Below are 14,444 nucleotides of genomic sequence, written 5' to 3'. Positions count from 1 at the left end.
TCGAGGGCTTTTTGTTATCAAAACCAAAATAATAAGAGTAGGGGAGTAGTAATGGACGTTGCCCGAGCTAAGGTATCCAAACCCAGATTAATGTCCCTCGATGCGCTCAGAGGGTTCGACATGTTTTGGATTCTGGGTGGTGAAGCACTCTTTGCCGGCTTATTGCTCTTGACCGGCTGGCAAGGTTGGCAATGGTTTGACGCCCAGATGCACCATAGTCAGTGGCACGGATTTACCTTTTACGACCTGATATTTCCACTCTTTATCTTTTTGTCCGGAGTGGCTTTGGGTCTCTCACCAAAACGATTAGATAGCTTACCTGTCGCCCAGAGAATACCCGTATATAAACATGCCGTTAAGCGTTTGCTGTTGCTTATTTTTTTGGGCGTTCTCTATAATCATGGGTGGGGCTCCGGTGCTCCGGTTGTCCCCGGTGAGGTCAGGTATGCCAGTGTACTGGGTCGAATCGCTTTTGCCTGGTTTTTTGCTGCAATCTTGGTATGGCATACCAGCTTACGAACACAGATCATAGTTACCATCGGGCTCTTGGTTGGCTATGCACTGTTGCAGTTATTTTTCCCCGTTCCGGGATATGGGGCCGGAAATTTTACCGCTCAAGGTTCAGTTAACGGCTTTATCGATACTCATCTTCTCCCCGGGGTAACATACCGTAACCGACCATTCGATCCCGAAGGTATCCTGTCAACTATCCCCGCCGTTACCAATGCACTGGCCGGTGTGTTTGTCGGGCATTTCATTGTTAAACCTCATCCTAAAGGTGAGTGGACTAAGGTGGCTTATATGTTACTGACTGGCGCTCTTGTGCTGGGGCTGGGGTGGGCGCTTGATTATGTCGTGCCGGTAAATAAAGACCTCTGGACCAGCTCATTTACCTTAGTCACCATAGGCTGGAGCCTGATTCTGCTCAGCATTTTTTATGCTGTAGTCGATCTGCTCAAGTGGCAGAAGCTTGCTTTTCCTTTTGTCGTTATTGGCTGCAATGCCATCATAATCTATCTGGCTTCCAGTCTTATCAACTGGAAGTTTACCGCACAAGGCCTTTTCGGTGGCGTCATCGAGGCCACCCCTGCATCGGCACAGCAACTTTTGCTTGTCATTTCAGTGCTGTTTGTACAGTGGTTGTTACTTTTTTGGATGTATAAGCGAGATATTTTCATCAAGGTTTAAGTCAATAGCTTTAGAGTTTGTTACTGATTTAGTGTTTAAAAATGAGGGTTTCGGTACCTCACTGCTAAAAGATTAAAATGACAGCGTTGTCTTTTTTTTGTTTCTGTTTTAACATCGGTGAAACAAAGCTGTTTAAATGAACCTTGGTCGGCCCGCTATTAAAAGTGTTTTGCCACAGGTTTATATGAGTAAGAGATCAACCTTACCCTACTCCACAATTAAATATTATAAGAAGCAGGCTTATGGAAATGACATTAAATAGTGATAAGAAGCGCAGCAGCGTTATCCCGATGACGATAGTCGCAGTGCTCTTTTTTGTACTTGGGTTTGCAACCTGGCTCAACGGCTCATTGATGCCCTATCTTAAACAGATCCTCCAGTTAACCCCACTGCAAGCCTCATTGATTTTATTCTCCTTCTATATAGCCGTGACCTTCACCGCGCTGCCTTCTGCATGGGTGATTCGAAAAGTGGGTTACAAAAATGGCATGGCAATGGGTATGGGGATCATGATGATCGCTGGGCTACTGTTCATTCCCGCCGCGAAGACACAGGTATTTGCACTATTTCTTTTTGCGCAGTTGGTGATGGGAGCGGGCCAGACTCTGCTTCAGACCGCTGTGAACCCCTATGTGGTACGCATCGGCCCCGAGGAGTCGGCGGCTGCTCGAGTCAGCGTGATGGGGATCTTAAATAAGGGGGCCGGAGTTATAGCTCCCATGGTATTTACGGCTCTTATTCTCGATAGCTTTAAAGATAGAGTCGGTACTGAGCTGACTCAGATCCAGATAGATGAGATGGCTAACTCTCTGGTGCTCCCATATATGGGAATGGCACTGTTTATCGGCTTACTGGCATTGGTCGTTAAGAAGTCGCCTCTGCCTGAGCTGGCTAATGAAGATGACGATGACAGCGCCAACAGTAAAGGCCATATTAAAGAAGCCCTGTCGCACCCTAACCTGGCATTTGGTGTCGCGGCACTGTTTTTCTATGTTGCGGTTGAGGTGATCGCCGGTGATACCATAGGTACCTTTGCGCTATCTCTGGGTGTTGAGAGTTATGGTGTGATGACCTCATATACCATGATCTGTATGGTGCTAGGTTATAGTTTAGGTATTTTGACTATTCCCCGTTTTATCTCTCAACCAAAAGCCCTGATGATCTCTGCAATATTGGGAGTCTTACTAACCTTAGGTATTGTATTTGGTGATAACGAATCCTATGCAATAGCAAATACTCTGTTAGTCCCATTTGGTGGTGCGCAGCTGCCAGACACCTTGCTGATGATCGCCTTTCTCGGTTTAGCTAACGCGATTGTCTGGCCCGCTGTTTGGCCATTGGCGCTGTCTGGCCTGGGTAAGTTAACCAGCACAGGCTCAGCCCTGTTGGTTATGGGGATAGCTGGTGGCGCGTTCGGTCCTCTGTTCTGGGGGCTGACAAGTTCTGTCTCATCCCTGGGGCAGCAGGGGGGCTATGTGGTGATGTTACCCTGTTACCTGTTTATCCTGTTTTATGCCGTCAAGGGTTATAAGATGAAGAGCTGGTAGTTAATAACTTTTGTTGATTAGTTACCTGCACTCGTTATTAGCATAACTATTGAGTAAGCTGTTAGTGTAAATACGGATTTTTGAAGGAGCCTTAATGGCTCCTTTTTTATTGAAGCTTTTCGGTCAGGCAATTATAAAATGGCTAACCGGGGGGGAGCATTGGACCGAGGGAGCTATGAGAGCAGAATATAAACTGACTCCTCATTTTTAATCATTGCTTTTTATAAAAGAGGGGCCTAGTACCGTGCTTAGAATGAGTGAGCAGTAGCGCTACCTACTGAGCGATGTCGGCTAGAAGGGGGAAGAAAGAGAATGCTTCATCGCTCTTTATGGTGCTGGTACCAAGAGTCGAAGCTCTTGTGGGGGAGACCTACTGCTGCTCTTAGAATGAGTAAGTCAGTTGCTCTACCAACTGAGCTATGCCGCTTTTATCTTCAATAAGAAAGTATCAGATACAAAAAAGCCACCCAAAAGAGTGGCTTATTCGCTCTTCACTCTTTATTTACAAGAGTAAGAAGTGGTGCCGGCACCAAGAGTCGAAGCTCTTGTGAAGGTAACCTACTGATGAACAAGTTTATTATTTCAAACTTTAAATCTAAAACGATGAATTTCAGATACAAAAAAGCCACTCAAAGAGTGGCTGTTCTGTATATGGTGCCGGCACCAAGAGTCGAACTCGGGACCTACTGATTACAAGTCAGTTGCTCTACCAACTGAGCTATGCCGGCTAAATATTGGTGCCCGAACCCGGAATCGAACCAGGGACACGAGGATTTTCAATCCTCTGCTCTACCGACTGAGCTATTCGGGCAACTAAACTGAGCGTTAGTCATCTACTCTAACCGAGGGATATCAGGTTGTTTATGACCTGTCTCGTTTGGAGTGCGCGTATAATATAGCGATGCTCAGGAGGGCGCAAGTAGTTTTTCATCAAAGATGTTCAACTAATCAAAATCTGAACGATCATGGGTTCTTTGTGTTAATTACGAACTAAAGCTGGTGCAAAAGTGGCCTCGGAATGGTGTTGAGACATATACCTGAAGAGCCTTGAGCCGACTTTAGTGTCTACTCTCTACTCTCTACTCTCTACTCTCTATAGTTGAAAGAGGGCCTTCTTGGAGTGACTTAGTCTGCTGCGATATGCATGATCTGAGATAGGAAAGTTTCAGGTACAAAAAACGTTCAAAAGAGTGGCTGCTTTGTTCTTCACTCTTTATTGCAATAGTAAGAATATGGTACCGGCACCAGGAGTCGAAGCTCTTGTGGGGGAGACCTACTGCTGCTCTTAGAATGAGTAAGTCAGTTGCTCTACCAATCACGCTATGCCGTTTTTATCTTCAATAAGAAAGTTTCAGATACAAAAAAAACACTCAAAAGAGTGGCTTATTTGCTCTTCACTCTTTATTTACAAGAGTAAGAAGTGGTGCCGGTACAAAGAGTTGAAGCTCTTGTGGGTGGAGACCTACTGATAGTTATTCTGGAATATCTGATTACTTGAACTTTAAATTTCAGGCATAAAAAAGCCCCGAACAATGTCGAGGCTTTTTATTGTATGGTGCCGGCACCAAGAGTCGAACTCGGGACCTACTGATTACAAGTCAGTTGCTCTACCAACTGAGCTATGCCGGCTAAATATTGGTGCCCGAACCCGGAATCGAACCAGGGACACGAGGATTTTCAATCCTCTGCTCTACCGACTGAGCTATTCGGGCAACTAAACTGAGTGTTAGTCATCTACTCTAACCGGGGCTTTACCAAGTCGTTTATGACCCGTCCCGTCTGGAGTGCGCGTATATTATAGCGGGTGGTTTTTTCCTGCAAGTGCTTTTTTGTAATTTACTCACCGTTCGGTTAGTTACTGTTCAAACCTGAGGGGAGTGCTCATTTAAATACCAACTTAGGTCTGGAAGCCCCTCAAAACCGCATCTTAATGTCTGACTTTTACCCAACTTAAATCGCAACCCTTCGTCAATCAAAGCGATTAAAAATCCAGTCCAAAACGGAACTTGGTATATACGTTCGAAAAAATAGAATCTATAGGCCTATTTTTCGATATTTTAGTTTTAAAAATAGAAAGTATTATGAGGCGAACAGTCTATCGATGAGGTTAGTTATGGTTCGCAACACAACACACTCCTATGGAGTCATCACAATATTAATCCATTGGGTCTCTGCATTGGCGGTTATAGGGCTTTTTGCGGTGGGCTTCTGGATGGTCGAGCTGACCTATTACAGTGACTGGTATAAGACTGCACCTCATCTACATAAGAGCTTCGGCGTGTTGCTGCTTATGCTTACGCTATTCAGGTTAATTTGGCGTCAGCTAAATCCAAAACCCGCCGGAGAACCGGGTCATAAAGCCTGGGAGAAGAGGGCGGGCAAGCTGGCACACTCAGCCATTTACCTCCTGTTACTCGTCATCATGTTTAGTGGTTACCTTATTTCGACGGCAGATGGTCGGGGAATTTGGGTCTTTGAATGGTTTGAAGTTCCCGGATTTGGATCATTTATCGATGAGCAGGCAGATATTGCTGGCTTGGTGCATCAGTACGCCGCCTATAGTTTGTTGGGCTTGGCTGCGATACATGCTCTTGGGGCATTAAAGCACCATTTCATCGACAGAGATTCAACCCTGGTCAGAATGGTGAAAGTAAGGAGGGGCTAAAGGCTCAATGTTTTGGCTTTACCCGGAATTAAATACAGATAACTTAATATATTAATTGAAGGATAGAAATGATGAAAAAAAGTTTATTAGCGACAGCATTAACGGCCTCTTTGTTACTGAGCGGCTCGGCGGCAGCTGCAGATTATGTGATAGACACAGAAGGCGCTCATGCTTCAATTCAGTTTAAGGTTAGCCATTTAGGTTATAGCTTTGTTGCAGGCCGTTTCAATGACTTTAAGGGAGACTTTAGTTTTGATGCCGATAAGGTTTCAGATGCTAAGGTTAATGTGACTATCAATACCAGCAGTGTAGATTCAAATCATGCAGAGCGTGACAAACACCTTCGTAGCCCTGACTTTTTAAATACAGGTAAATTTCCACAAGCGACATTTGTTTCTACTTCGGTAGTTGATGAGGGAGATGGTGCCTTCATACTCAATGGTGATTTCACCCTCAATGGAGTGACCAAGCCTATCGCAATTAAAGCCAATACTATAGGAGAGGGGCAGGACCCATGGGGGGGATATCGTGTCGGTTTTACCGGAACTACTGAGTTCGCAATGAAAGATTATGGTATCAAGATGGACCTAGGTCCGGCTTCCTCGCATGTCAGCTTAGATCTGGTGGTTGAAGGGATCAGGAAATAAACTTTCATACCTTGCCTCTACTCATCTCTCCGGTTCATCCCAATAAAAAAGCGCCTAACGGCGCTTTTTTGTGTCTGGAACACTTATGTAAATTTCCCATGGATGGATAGAAATTTACTTTGTGCCTTAAACACTTATGTAAATGTCCCATGGGTCAAAGATATTCCAGACATCTTGATGACATCTCCTTCACTGACCCATACGGATATAGGAAATGTCTTTAAAGCGTATGGAATGCTTAAGACCCTGAAGGTCATGGTTAGAAATTGACTGTGAGTCGAGACCTAGTGTCAGTATGAGCGGTATCAGTTACTCATCATCTTTTTGAGGCACATAGCCTTCGATCTCAACCTCTTTACCTTCAAAGAGGAAGCTAATCATCTGCTCTTCAAGAAACTTTCTGTCATCAACATTCATCATGTTGAGCTTCTTTTCATTGATCAACATGGTCTGTTTCGATTGCCAAAGAGCCCAAGCTTCTTTGCTGACGTTATCGAAAATGCGCTTACCCAGCTCACCAGGATAAAGTTGAAATCCTAGGCCTTCAGATTCTTTTTTCAGATAGACGCAGTTTACTGTGCGAGCCATGATTACTCCTTAATTAATACAGAACCTAAGCTGGCCAGAATTCGCTCGGTGGCTGCCGCTAAACCAACTTTAGGGGGATTGTGTAAGTTATACCAGAGTGACGGCTTATCTTCCATGATCTGGTTATCGCCCGGGGGCGCGATACGAATATAAATCGGGGTGATATCCAGATGAAAGTGGCTGAAAGTATGTCTGAAGCCCGGTAACTCCTCACTTTTATGAGAATCTAAATTATTTTCGACCAGATAAGTCTCCAGAGCATTACGGCTCGAAAATTCGGGGAAGCACCATAAGCCGCCCCAAATACCTGCCGGAGGTCGTTTCTCTAACTTAGCGTCTTCACCTTTAGTCAGGACCAACATGAATGCGTTCTTTTCCGGGATGATTTTTCTGGGTTTCTTACCCGGGTATTCGCTTTGTCGCCCGCTTAGTTGAGCTCGGCAGTCAATTGCTACCGGGCATTGTGAGCAAGCAGGGCGGGAGCGGGCGCAGATAGAGGCCCCGATATCCATCATTGCCTGATTATATTTTTCTATTTCGGCTTTGGGAGTCAATCTGTCGGTCAACTCCCAGAGCTGGTTTTCGACCGCTTTCTTTCCAGGCCAGCCTTCGATAGCTCCGTGGCGGGCTAATACGCGTTTGACATTGCCATCGAGAATTGCGTGTTGTTGTCCTAATGAGAGAGACAATATAGCGCCGGCCGTCGAGCGTCCAATGCCGGGAAGTGCCACCACCTGTTCAAAATCTGTTGGAAACATGCCGGCGTATTCATCGCGTATCACTTGAGCCGACTTATGTAGGTTTCGCGCTCGGGCATAATAACCCAGCCCGGTCCAGTGATGCAGTACTTCATCCTGATGAGCATCGGCAAGTGACAGAATGTCCGGAAATCGCTCCATAAACTTAAGGTAGTAGGGGATAACCGTATTAACCTGAGTTTGTTGCAGCATAATTTCCGATATCCAAACCTTATAGGGGGTCTTGTCTATCTGCCATGGCAGGTGCTTACGGCCGAATTTGTCATACCAATCTATGATGCGCGTTGAGAATGAGGCTTTATTGCAGGGCTTTGAGTCGTTCACGGGCATATATAGGGTCATCAAAATCATGGAAGGATCATATGACGGGCAGTCTATCTATCATGCCCCCAGGAGACAAGCTCTGTTTGGCTTGAGGAGTGGCAAATAGTCACCGGCGTTCGCACTGTTTGTGAAACTTGATATACTTTGATCACTTAATTACGAAGCGATTAAGTATATTGGGCTTGCACTGATTGTTGATCTTTGGATAATGCCCTAGTTTTCTATTAACCATGCCAAGATCGAGGGCGAGAATGAGCGACGTGACAACTGCGGAGTTTAATGAAGAGGGTAAGTATCTTCGCAAAGTGAGAAGCTTTGTATTAAGAGAGGGCCGACTAACTAAAGGCCAGGCTACCGCAATGGAGCAACATTGGCCTGCGATGGGGCTTGATTACTCTCCGGAACCATTGGACTTAGCTGAAATTTTTGGCAGAGATGCTGATACAGTGCTGGAGATTGGCTTTGGCATGGGGGCCTCTTTGGTCGAGATGGCGAAAGCTTCTCCTGAGCTTAATTTTATTGGTATCGAGGTGCATAAACCAGGTGTGGGGGCTTGCCTGAGTGTTGCCGGCGAAGCTGGAGTGACTAACTTACGCGTCTTCCACCATGATGCTATAGAAGTCCTGGAAAACAGCATAGTACCGGGTTCACTTGCCAGAGTGCAGCTTTTCTTCCCGGACCCATGGCATAAGAAGCGTCATCATAAACGTCGTATTGTCCAACCTGAGTTCGCTCAGCTGATCCGTCGCACCCTGAAAATCGGTGGTGTCTTTCATCTTGCAACAGATTGGGAAAATTATAGCGAGCATATGCTGGAAGTCATGGGCTCTGCCGAAGGTTATAAGAACCAGTCGCCTACCGGGGATGTTGTTGCACGTCCAGAGCATAGACCGCTGACTAAGTTTGAGGCCCGGGGTCACAGACTGGGGCACGGTGTTTGGGACATAATGTTTGAGCGTGTCGATTGATCTGTTTTCGCAGACTCAATTTATCCGAATATTTGTTAGTACTATAACGTCACATTAATTAAGGTGGGAATGACAATGGCAACACGTAGTCGTCGCTTGCGTAAAAAATTGCGCGTAGATGAGTTCCAGGAGTTTGGTTTCGATATCAACTGGACATTCGATGAGTCAGTTTCGGAAGAGCAGATCGATTCAGTCGTCGATCAATTTATTGATGAAGTGATTGAACCGCGCCAGCTTGGCTTCCATGGTGGAGGTCATAAGGAGTGGGAAGGGATCATTGCTACTCAGGTCATTGGCAAGTGCACCGAAGATGATCGCGCAGCCGTTATCGACTTCTGGAAAGGACAGCAGGTATCTGATGTCGTTGTAAGTGAGCTATATGATATCTGGTGGAGTTAATGCCAGAGCAAGCTTTGTTAGAGCAGGTGGTCGATAAGGTTCGGCCTCTGCTTGGACAGGGAAAAGTTGCCGACTATATTCCGGCACTTGCGTGTGTAGACCCGAATAAGATCGGAATAGCCGTCACAACACTAGACGGTACAACTATAGGGGCTGGAGATTACCTCGAGCCCTTTTCGATTCAGAGTATCTCAAAGGTTTTTAGCCTGACAATGGCTTTAACTCTATATGAAGAGGATGAGATCTGGTCGCGGGTTGGTAAAGAACCGTCGGGGCAATCGTTTAACTCTTTAGTTCAGGTAGAGCTAGAGCGTGGGTTACCCAGAAATCCGTTCATTAATGCCGGTGCTTTAGTCATTGCAGACCTGCTGCAGTCCAGACTTGGAGCCCCTAAGCATAGAATGCTCGAGAGTATCCGGCATCTCAGTGATAATCAGCGGCTTATTTCAGATAAGATTGTGGCTAAGTCCGAATATGAGCATAGCGCAAGAAACGCCGCAATAGCTTATCTGATGAAATCATTCGGCAATTTCAATAACGATGTCGATACTGTATTGAGAAGCTATTTTCACTATTGTGCTATCCGCATGAGTTGTGCCGATCTATCCAAATCTATGCTGTATCTGGCTAACCGAGGCCAGAGTCTGAATGGTCATCAGTTGATTTCTGCTGTACAAACCCGTCAGATGAACGCACTGCTTGCTACTTCCGGTCTTTATGACGGCGCCGGGGAGTTCGCCTATCGGGTCGGCATGCCAGGTAAAAGTGGCGTTGGTGGTGGGATCATTGCCGTGATCCCGGGAGACATGTCGGTATGTGTCTGGTCTCCCGAGTTGGACTCAAATGGTAATTCACTTGCCGGAACCGCAGCACTCGAAGAGCTGTGTCAGCGCTTAGGACGCTCAATTTTCTAGTTTTCCCCCATCTTGTGAATATTAGTAAATCGGCCAAAATCTGGTGTTATTTACTAATATCTCCCGGTATATCTTTTTACTCTGCTTGTAAATTCTTTGTAATCAGTTGGTTGCGTTTTTGGCATGATATGTGCTTTGTTACTGGATATATCGGGTTTTGATCTGGCGCGCTGTGTTGTCCTCACAGATCAAAATGCTTCAGGAATACTAAGTTTAAGGAAAGTTTCGATGAGAAAATTAGCAACTTCTATAGGGATCTCGGCAGCTCTTTTCGTGGGGAGTGCGGTGACTTTTGTATCGGCTCATGAAGAGCATTCGTCAAATTCGTATCAGAGTCATAATGAGCAATGTGAGGTTGCACTAAATTATGATGTCGCCGTTGAGCCTCAGTTAATGACGGTAAGTGATGGTGACTCAGAGCTGTATCGAATCGAACTTGATAAACTGTATGTCGATGGAAAGCGGGTTTCTCTGGATGGTAAGCAGCAGAGGTTATTGACTCAGTACTCACAAGAGGTCGCAAGGCAGCTCCCTGAGGTGATCACATTAGTGCATGATGCCGTTGGTATCGCATCATCGGCGGCGAGTATGGCATTAACCCCGCTTCTAGGGGATGCGGCGGGTGCAAAACTGGATGAGATGATGGATGGGTTTGAAGAGCGCGTAGAACAGGTTGCTTATCAGCATGGAGATAAGTTTTATCTTGGTTCGACTCAGTCATCACTCGAAGATACCTTCGATAAAGAGTTCGAAAAAGAGATGGAAGAGCTAATAAGAAGCTCTGTAGGCACCATGATGGTCAATTTAGGTAGTGAAATCCTGTCAGGGGATGGTGATTCCTTCGAGCAGAAAATGGAGTCATTCTCCAGAAAGATGGAAAATGTCGGCGAAGAGATAGAGGTGCAGATCGAAGCCCAGGCCAAAGATCTCGAAAAGCGAGCAGAAAAGATGTGTGATGATTTTCAGTACTTGATAGCCTTGGAGCAAAACTTAAGGGCTGAAGTTCCCCAGCTGAGTGAATACCGTTTGATTGACGCCTCGGCTAAGGAGTTGTTGGAGTAGGTTTTTAGTTTAGACCTGGACTTTTATACCGGTTGGTATTTGTTGCTTCCCACCATTTATTGCAACAGGCCCGTAGTTTCGATTACGGGTTTTTTTCGTTTTAGCCGAATACCCGACGCTCAAATAACAGATACTTTTACATTGAGCCTATCTGGCTGCATAATCGAAATATTATACCCAGGTTAAACTTTACTGATACAGATTGGTAAGAGCTCACCCATAGCACCTAGCATTTTCTGATGCCAAAATTAAGACAAAAAAAATAGGTATTAGAATCAAAGCACAAATCTTTGGTATACTGACAAAAAAATAAGAAAACTGACCTTTTTGCTAGTGGACTCGGTCAGACGTCTGACTCTACTCTAGTGTACTTTTATAAAATAAGTGGCTGTTTTAAAAGAATGTTGTTTGTTTTTTTTAATTCGGTTTCCCTTACTTAATGTAAGTATTGTTAGTGTCGTAAACACCTTAAGGCGATTTACATGTTAGAACTATTGGAACCTATCGCAATTTTTACTCATGTTGCCCGTGCCGGCAGCTTTAGTTCCGCAGCAAGGAAATTGGGGATCTCTAAGTCCAAGGTGAGCACTCAAGTTGCCGATCTTGAACATAAATTAGGGGTTCAGCTGATCCAGCGTACAACGCGAAGCTTGAGCTTAACCGAAGCCGGACAATTATTGTATACCCAAGGTGAAGAGTTACTTCGAGATGCCGATCAGGCTATTGCCAGTGTTCATAATCTTAATGATGCGACTCGTGGGGTATTAAAGGTCGGGATCTCTCAATCTTTCGGTACCATGCATATTATTCCGGCATTGCCTGAGTTTATGACGACGCATCCTGAGCTGGAGTTGCAGGTTAGCTTGCTGGATCATAAGGTCGATGTTGTCAGTGAAGGGTTAGATCTACTGCTCACCATGTCTGAGCAGCTTCCCTTAGGTATGGTTGCCAGACCTTTGATGAAGTGCCAGTTTTTACTCGCTGCATCTCCTGAATATATTAAGTTGCATGGACAACCGGATCGCCCGGAACAACTGGTCGACCATAACTGTCTGGTTTATCAGGGGGAGTGGCATGAGCATAGTGTTTGGCAGTTTAAAAAGGGCGATGATTATTGTGAGATCGGCGTATCCGGTAACTTCAGAGTCGATAATGCTCCCGCACTAAAGTCTGCCGCAGTCAGTGGCCTTGGCGTGGTCTACCTGGCAAGTTACCTGCTTGAAGATGAAGTGGCGAAAGGAACCTTAGTTCCCTTACTGCAAGATTGGCAGTTAACTCATCATCTGCCCTTGCAGGCGGTGTATCCAAGAAGAAAGCATTTGGCCCCCAAAGTCAGTGCCTTCATTGACTTTATTAAAGGCCATATCGGCTCTCCGCCATACTGGGATGAACCTTATGCCGAGCTCTATGCCAAGCGGAAGTAGCCCTCTTTTCTGACTGAAAGCTGCTAAATGTAAGGTATTGAATGTGTAGTGGGTTATACATAAACTGAATAAGTTAACAGCATTTTTAGGAAACATTGTTTGCTGTAGAGGATGATGAGCCTCACCCTATGAAGGGGTGAGGTTTTTTTTGTTTTAAAACATGCAATTACAATGGATCTATATTAGTAATATATTACACCCTTATTAAGGGGGTACTAATGTGTGAGCGGTGTTGCTATTGCGCTTTGTTCTTAAAAGAATACAATTGCAACTAGTTGATTTGGGAAGGTCTGACCCCCATAAATCTTTTAAGAATGACCCCTCTTGAGCTATTTATGCAGACTGGCGATTAACGCACCCCCGAATCGATGCTGGCGGAGGTTTAAGAACTAAAACAGTGCCAGCCTTGAAACCATCATCCTAGTTTTGGTTTTACCCCGGTTTTTACCGGGGTATTTTTCTTTCTGAAGCAATACCTTGTGTTATTTACTAGCAATTAAAGAAAGTGCTGAACAGATTGAGATAGAAAATTTGAAGAGTCGGTTTGGTTTGATACTTGTTAATCTGTAACTAATTATCGAGCCATATTGACCATCTATTTAGCCAGTTGGAGTTTCCAACTGGCTTTGTTTTTTTTAACAACAGGCTAATCTTGATGAAGCTGCGCGTTAAAGTCTTGAGCTAAGTGTTAGCAGGTGTTCTGATGGAGCTAAAATAGAGGAGCGTTAGCAGAACTGCGACAGCAGCTCGTTAACAAACATCTGTCCTTTGGGAGTTAACTCCCAATACTCTTCGCTCTCTGTCAGTAAGGATTTTGCTTTTGCCTTAGCAATTCCCTCTTCCAGAACAGTACGTGATAGTCCGGTTCTCTGCTCAAATTCGCACTTTGGGATTGGCGATATGAGACGAAAACGATTCATCAGGTACTCGAGCGCTCTCTCATCTTCAGGGATCTGAGTCAGATCGAAGGTATAATCATCAGCTACCAGGTAGCCTTTTGGATGTTTAATTTTGACTGTCCGGATGATGGTATCTGACGCCGGAAGTGTCACTTTTCCATGAGCACCACATCCAATGCCCAGGTAATCACCAAACTGCCAATAGTTGATGTTGTGTCGGCACCGGTAACCGGGTTTGGCATAGGCGGAGATCTCATACTGCTCATAGCCTAAGGCTGCCAGTTTTTTCTGACCTTGCTCATAGATCTTCCATAGTGATTCATCATCGGGCAGTTGAGGTGGCTTCGAGTGAAACAGGGTATTTTGCTCTATGGTCAACTGATACCAGGATAGATGTGGTGGCTTAAGTGAGGCTGCTGTCTCAATATCGGCCATTGCCTCATCAAAACTCTGGTTGGGAAGTCCGTGCATAAGATCCAGGTTAAAGCTGTCGTAGCCGACCTCAGAAGCTTTTTGAGCGGCGATCCTGGCCTCATCTTTATCATGTATTCGTCCCAGCAGATTTAACTTGTCACTGGAGAAACTCTGTACACCAATTGATAATCGAGTCACGCCGGCCTGATGATAGGCTTTAAAGTCATCATGCTCTAATGTGCCGGGATTGGCCTCCATACTTATCTCTATCTGTTCGCTGAAGGGAATAAGTCGTGATATCTGAGTCAACAACCTCTCTATTTGAGCTGCATCAAACAGCGAAGGTGTGCCGCCACCGATGAAAATTGAGTGTAACTTTCGTCCCTGAACATATTGAACGTCGTTTTTCAGATCGTTGATCAGTGCATCGATATACGCTTGTTGAGGCAACTCGCCATGTTGACCATGGGAGTTAAAGTCGCAATAAGGACACTTCTGCACACACCAGGGAATGTGAACATATAGACTAAGTGGTGGTAGTGTTAACATATCTGTGTGCCTTGCTGTTGTATCAATATATTCATGCTTCGAAAGCTCATAGAACACTTTGGAGCCTTTGAAGCCAATTAGGGAGGTGCTCAAAGTCA

The 14,444-nt window shown here is 45.2% G+C and carries 12 protein-coding genes and 4 tRNA genes; 9 read left to right on the top strand and 7 right to left on the bottom strand.

Going from position 1 to position 14,444, the window contains the following annotated elements; genetic code table 11:
* Nucleotides 1-51: 51 nt before the first annotated feature.
* Together nagX and nagP are read left to right on the top strand one after the other, a co-directional pair.
* Nucleotides 52-1,188, top strand: coding sequence for a transmembrane glucosamine N-acetyltransferase NagX (gene nagX / locus Q1B47_RS12245; RefSeq protein WP_299793876.1), 1,137 nt, complete (start codon nucleotides 52-54; stop codon nucleotides 1,186-1,188).
* Nucleotides 1,189-1,436: 248 nt separating this feature from the next.
* Nucleotides 1,437-2,735: an N-acetylglucosamine MFS transporter NagP gene (nagP, locus tag Q1B47_RS12240; RefSeq protein WP_299794159.1), complete on the top strand. Its 1,299-nt coding sequence runs from the start codon at nucleotides 1,437-1,439 to the stop codon at nucleotides 2,733-2,735.
* Nucleotides 2,736-3,387: 652 nt separating this feature from the next.
* Here the strand turns inward: nagP and Q1B47_RS12235 are convergent.
* From Q1B47_RS12235 to Q1B47_RS12220, 4 genes are all read right to left on the bottom strand, one after another.
* Nucleotides 3,388-3,463: transfer RNA gene (locus Q1B47_RS12235), tRNA-Thr, on the bottom strand.
* A gap of 7 nt (nucleotides 3,464-3,470) precedes the next feature.
* A tRNA-Phe gene (locus tag Q1B47_RS12230) sits at nucleotides 3,471-3,546 on the bottom strand.
* A 742-nt stretch (nucleotides 3,547-4,288) separates the two neighbouring features.
* Nucleotides 4,289-4,364 (bottom strand) — tRNA-Thr (locus Q1B47_RS12225).
* Nucleotides 4,365-4,371: 7 nt separating this feature from the next.
* Nucleotides 4,372-4,447: transfer RNA gene (locus tag Q1B47_RS12220), tRNA-Phe, on the bottom strand.
* 401 nt (nucleotides 4,448-4,848) lie between these two features.
* Between Q1B47_RS12220 and Q1B47_RS12215 the strand changes: the two genes are divergently transcribed.
* Nucleotides 4,849-5,400, top strand: a complete 552-nt coding sequence (locus Q1B47_RS12215; RefSeq protein WP_299793873.1) for a cytochrome b — start codon at nucleotides 4,849-4,851, stop codon at nucleotides 5,398-5,400.
* 71 nt (nucleotides 5,401-5,471) lie between these two features.
* Entirely contained in the window at nucleotides 5,472-6,047 is a 576-nt protein-coding gene (locus Q1B47_RS12210; RefSeq protein WP_299793870.1) for a YceI family protein, read from the top strand.
* A gap of 309 nt (nucleotides 6,048-6,356) precedes the next feature.
* Here the strand turns inward: Q1B47_RS12210 and Q1B47_RS12205 are convergent, their stop codons facing one another.
* Nucleotides 6,357-6,635 (bottom strand): oxidative damage protection protein, encoded by a 279-nt coding sequence (locus Q1B47_RS12205; RefSeq protein WP_299793867.1) that lies wholly within the window; start codon nucleotides 6,633-6,635, stop codon nucleotides 6,357-6,359.
* Between the two features lie 2 nt (nucleotides 6,636-6,637).
* Nucleotides 6,638-7,735, bottom strand: a complete 1,098-nt coding sequence (gene mutY / locus Q1B47_RS12200; RefSeq protein WP_299794156.1) for an A/G-specific adenine glycosylase — start codon at nucleotides 7,733-7,735, stop codon at nucleotides 6,638-6,640.
* A 233-nt stretch (nucleotides 7,736-7,968) separates the two neighbouring features.
* On the opposite strand from mutY, the gene trmB reads away from it, so the two are divergent.
* From trmB to Q1B47_RS12175, 5 genes are all read left to right on the top strand, one after another.
* The gene (gene trmB, locus Q1B47_RS12195; protein ID WP_299793864.1) at nucleotides 7,969-8,685 is read left to right on the top strand and encodes a tRNA (guanosine(46)-N7)-methyltransferase TrmB; all 717 of its coding nucleotides are present in this window, start codon (nucleotides 7,969-7,971) and stop codon (nucleotides 8,683-8,685) included.
* 75 nt (nucleotides 8,686-8,760) lie between these two features.
* Complete coding sequence (locus Q1B47_RS12190) at nucleotides 8,761-9,084, top strand: YggL family protein (protein ID WP_299793861.1); 324 nt, start codon at nucleotides 8,761-8,763, stop codon at nucleotides 9,082-9,084.
* Complete coding sequence (gene glsB / locus Q1B47_RS12185) at nucleotides 9,084-9,998, top strand: glutaminase B (RefSeq protein WP_299793858.1); 915 nt, start codon at nucleotides 9,084-9,086, stop codon at nucleotides 9,996-9,998. The genes Q1B47_RS12190 and glsB overlap by 1 nt, the downstream gene beginning before the upstream one ends.
* A gap of 228 nt (nucleotides 9,999-10,226) precedes the next feature.
* Entirely contained in the window at nucleotides 10,227-11,060 is an 834-nt protein-coding gene (locus tag Q1B47_RS12180; protein WP_299793855.1) for a YggN family protein, read from the top strand.
* 482 nt (nucleotides 11,061-11,542) lie between these two features.
* Nucleotides 11,543-12,484, top strand: coding sequence for a LysR family transcriptional regulator (locus Q1B47_RS12175; protein WP_299793852.1), 942 nt, complete (start codon nucleotides 11,543-11,545; stop codon nucleotides 12,482-12,484).
* 725 nt (nucleotides 12,485-13,209) lie between these two features.
* On the opposite strand, the gene hemW is transcribed toward Q1B47_RS12175, so the two are convergent.
* Nucleotides 13,210-14,346, bottom strand: a complete 1,137-nt coding sequence (hemW, locus tag Q1B47_RS12170) for a radical SAM family heme chaperone HemW (RefSeq protein WP_299793849.1) — start codon at nucleotides 14,344-14,346, stop codon at nucleotides 13,210-13,212.
* Nucleotides 14,347-14,444 lie beyond the last annotated feature (98 nt).

It is taken from the genome of uncultured Shewanella sp., assembly GCF_947501225.1.
Lineage (GTDB): Bacteria > Pseudomonadota > Gammaproteobacteria > Enterobacterales > Shewanellaceae > Shewanella.
This window is presented reverse-complemented; position numbering and strand designations above follow the sequence as displayed.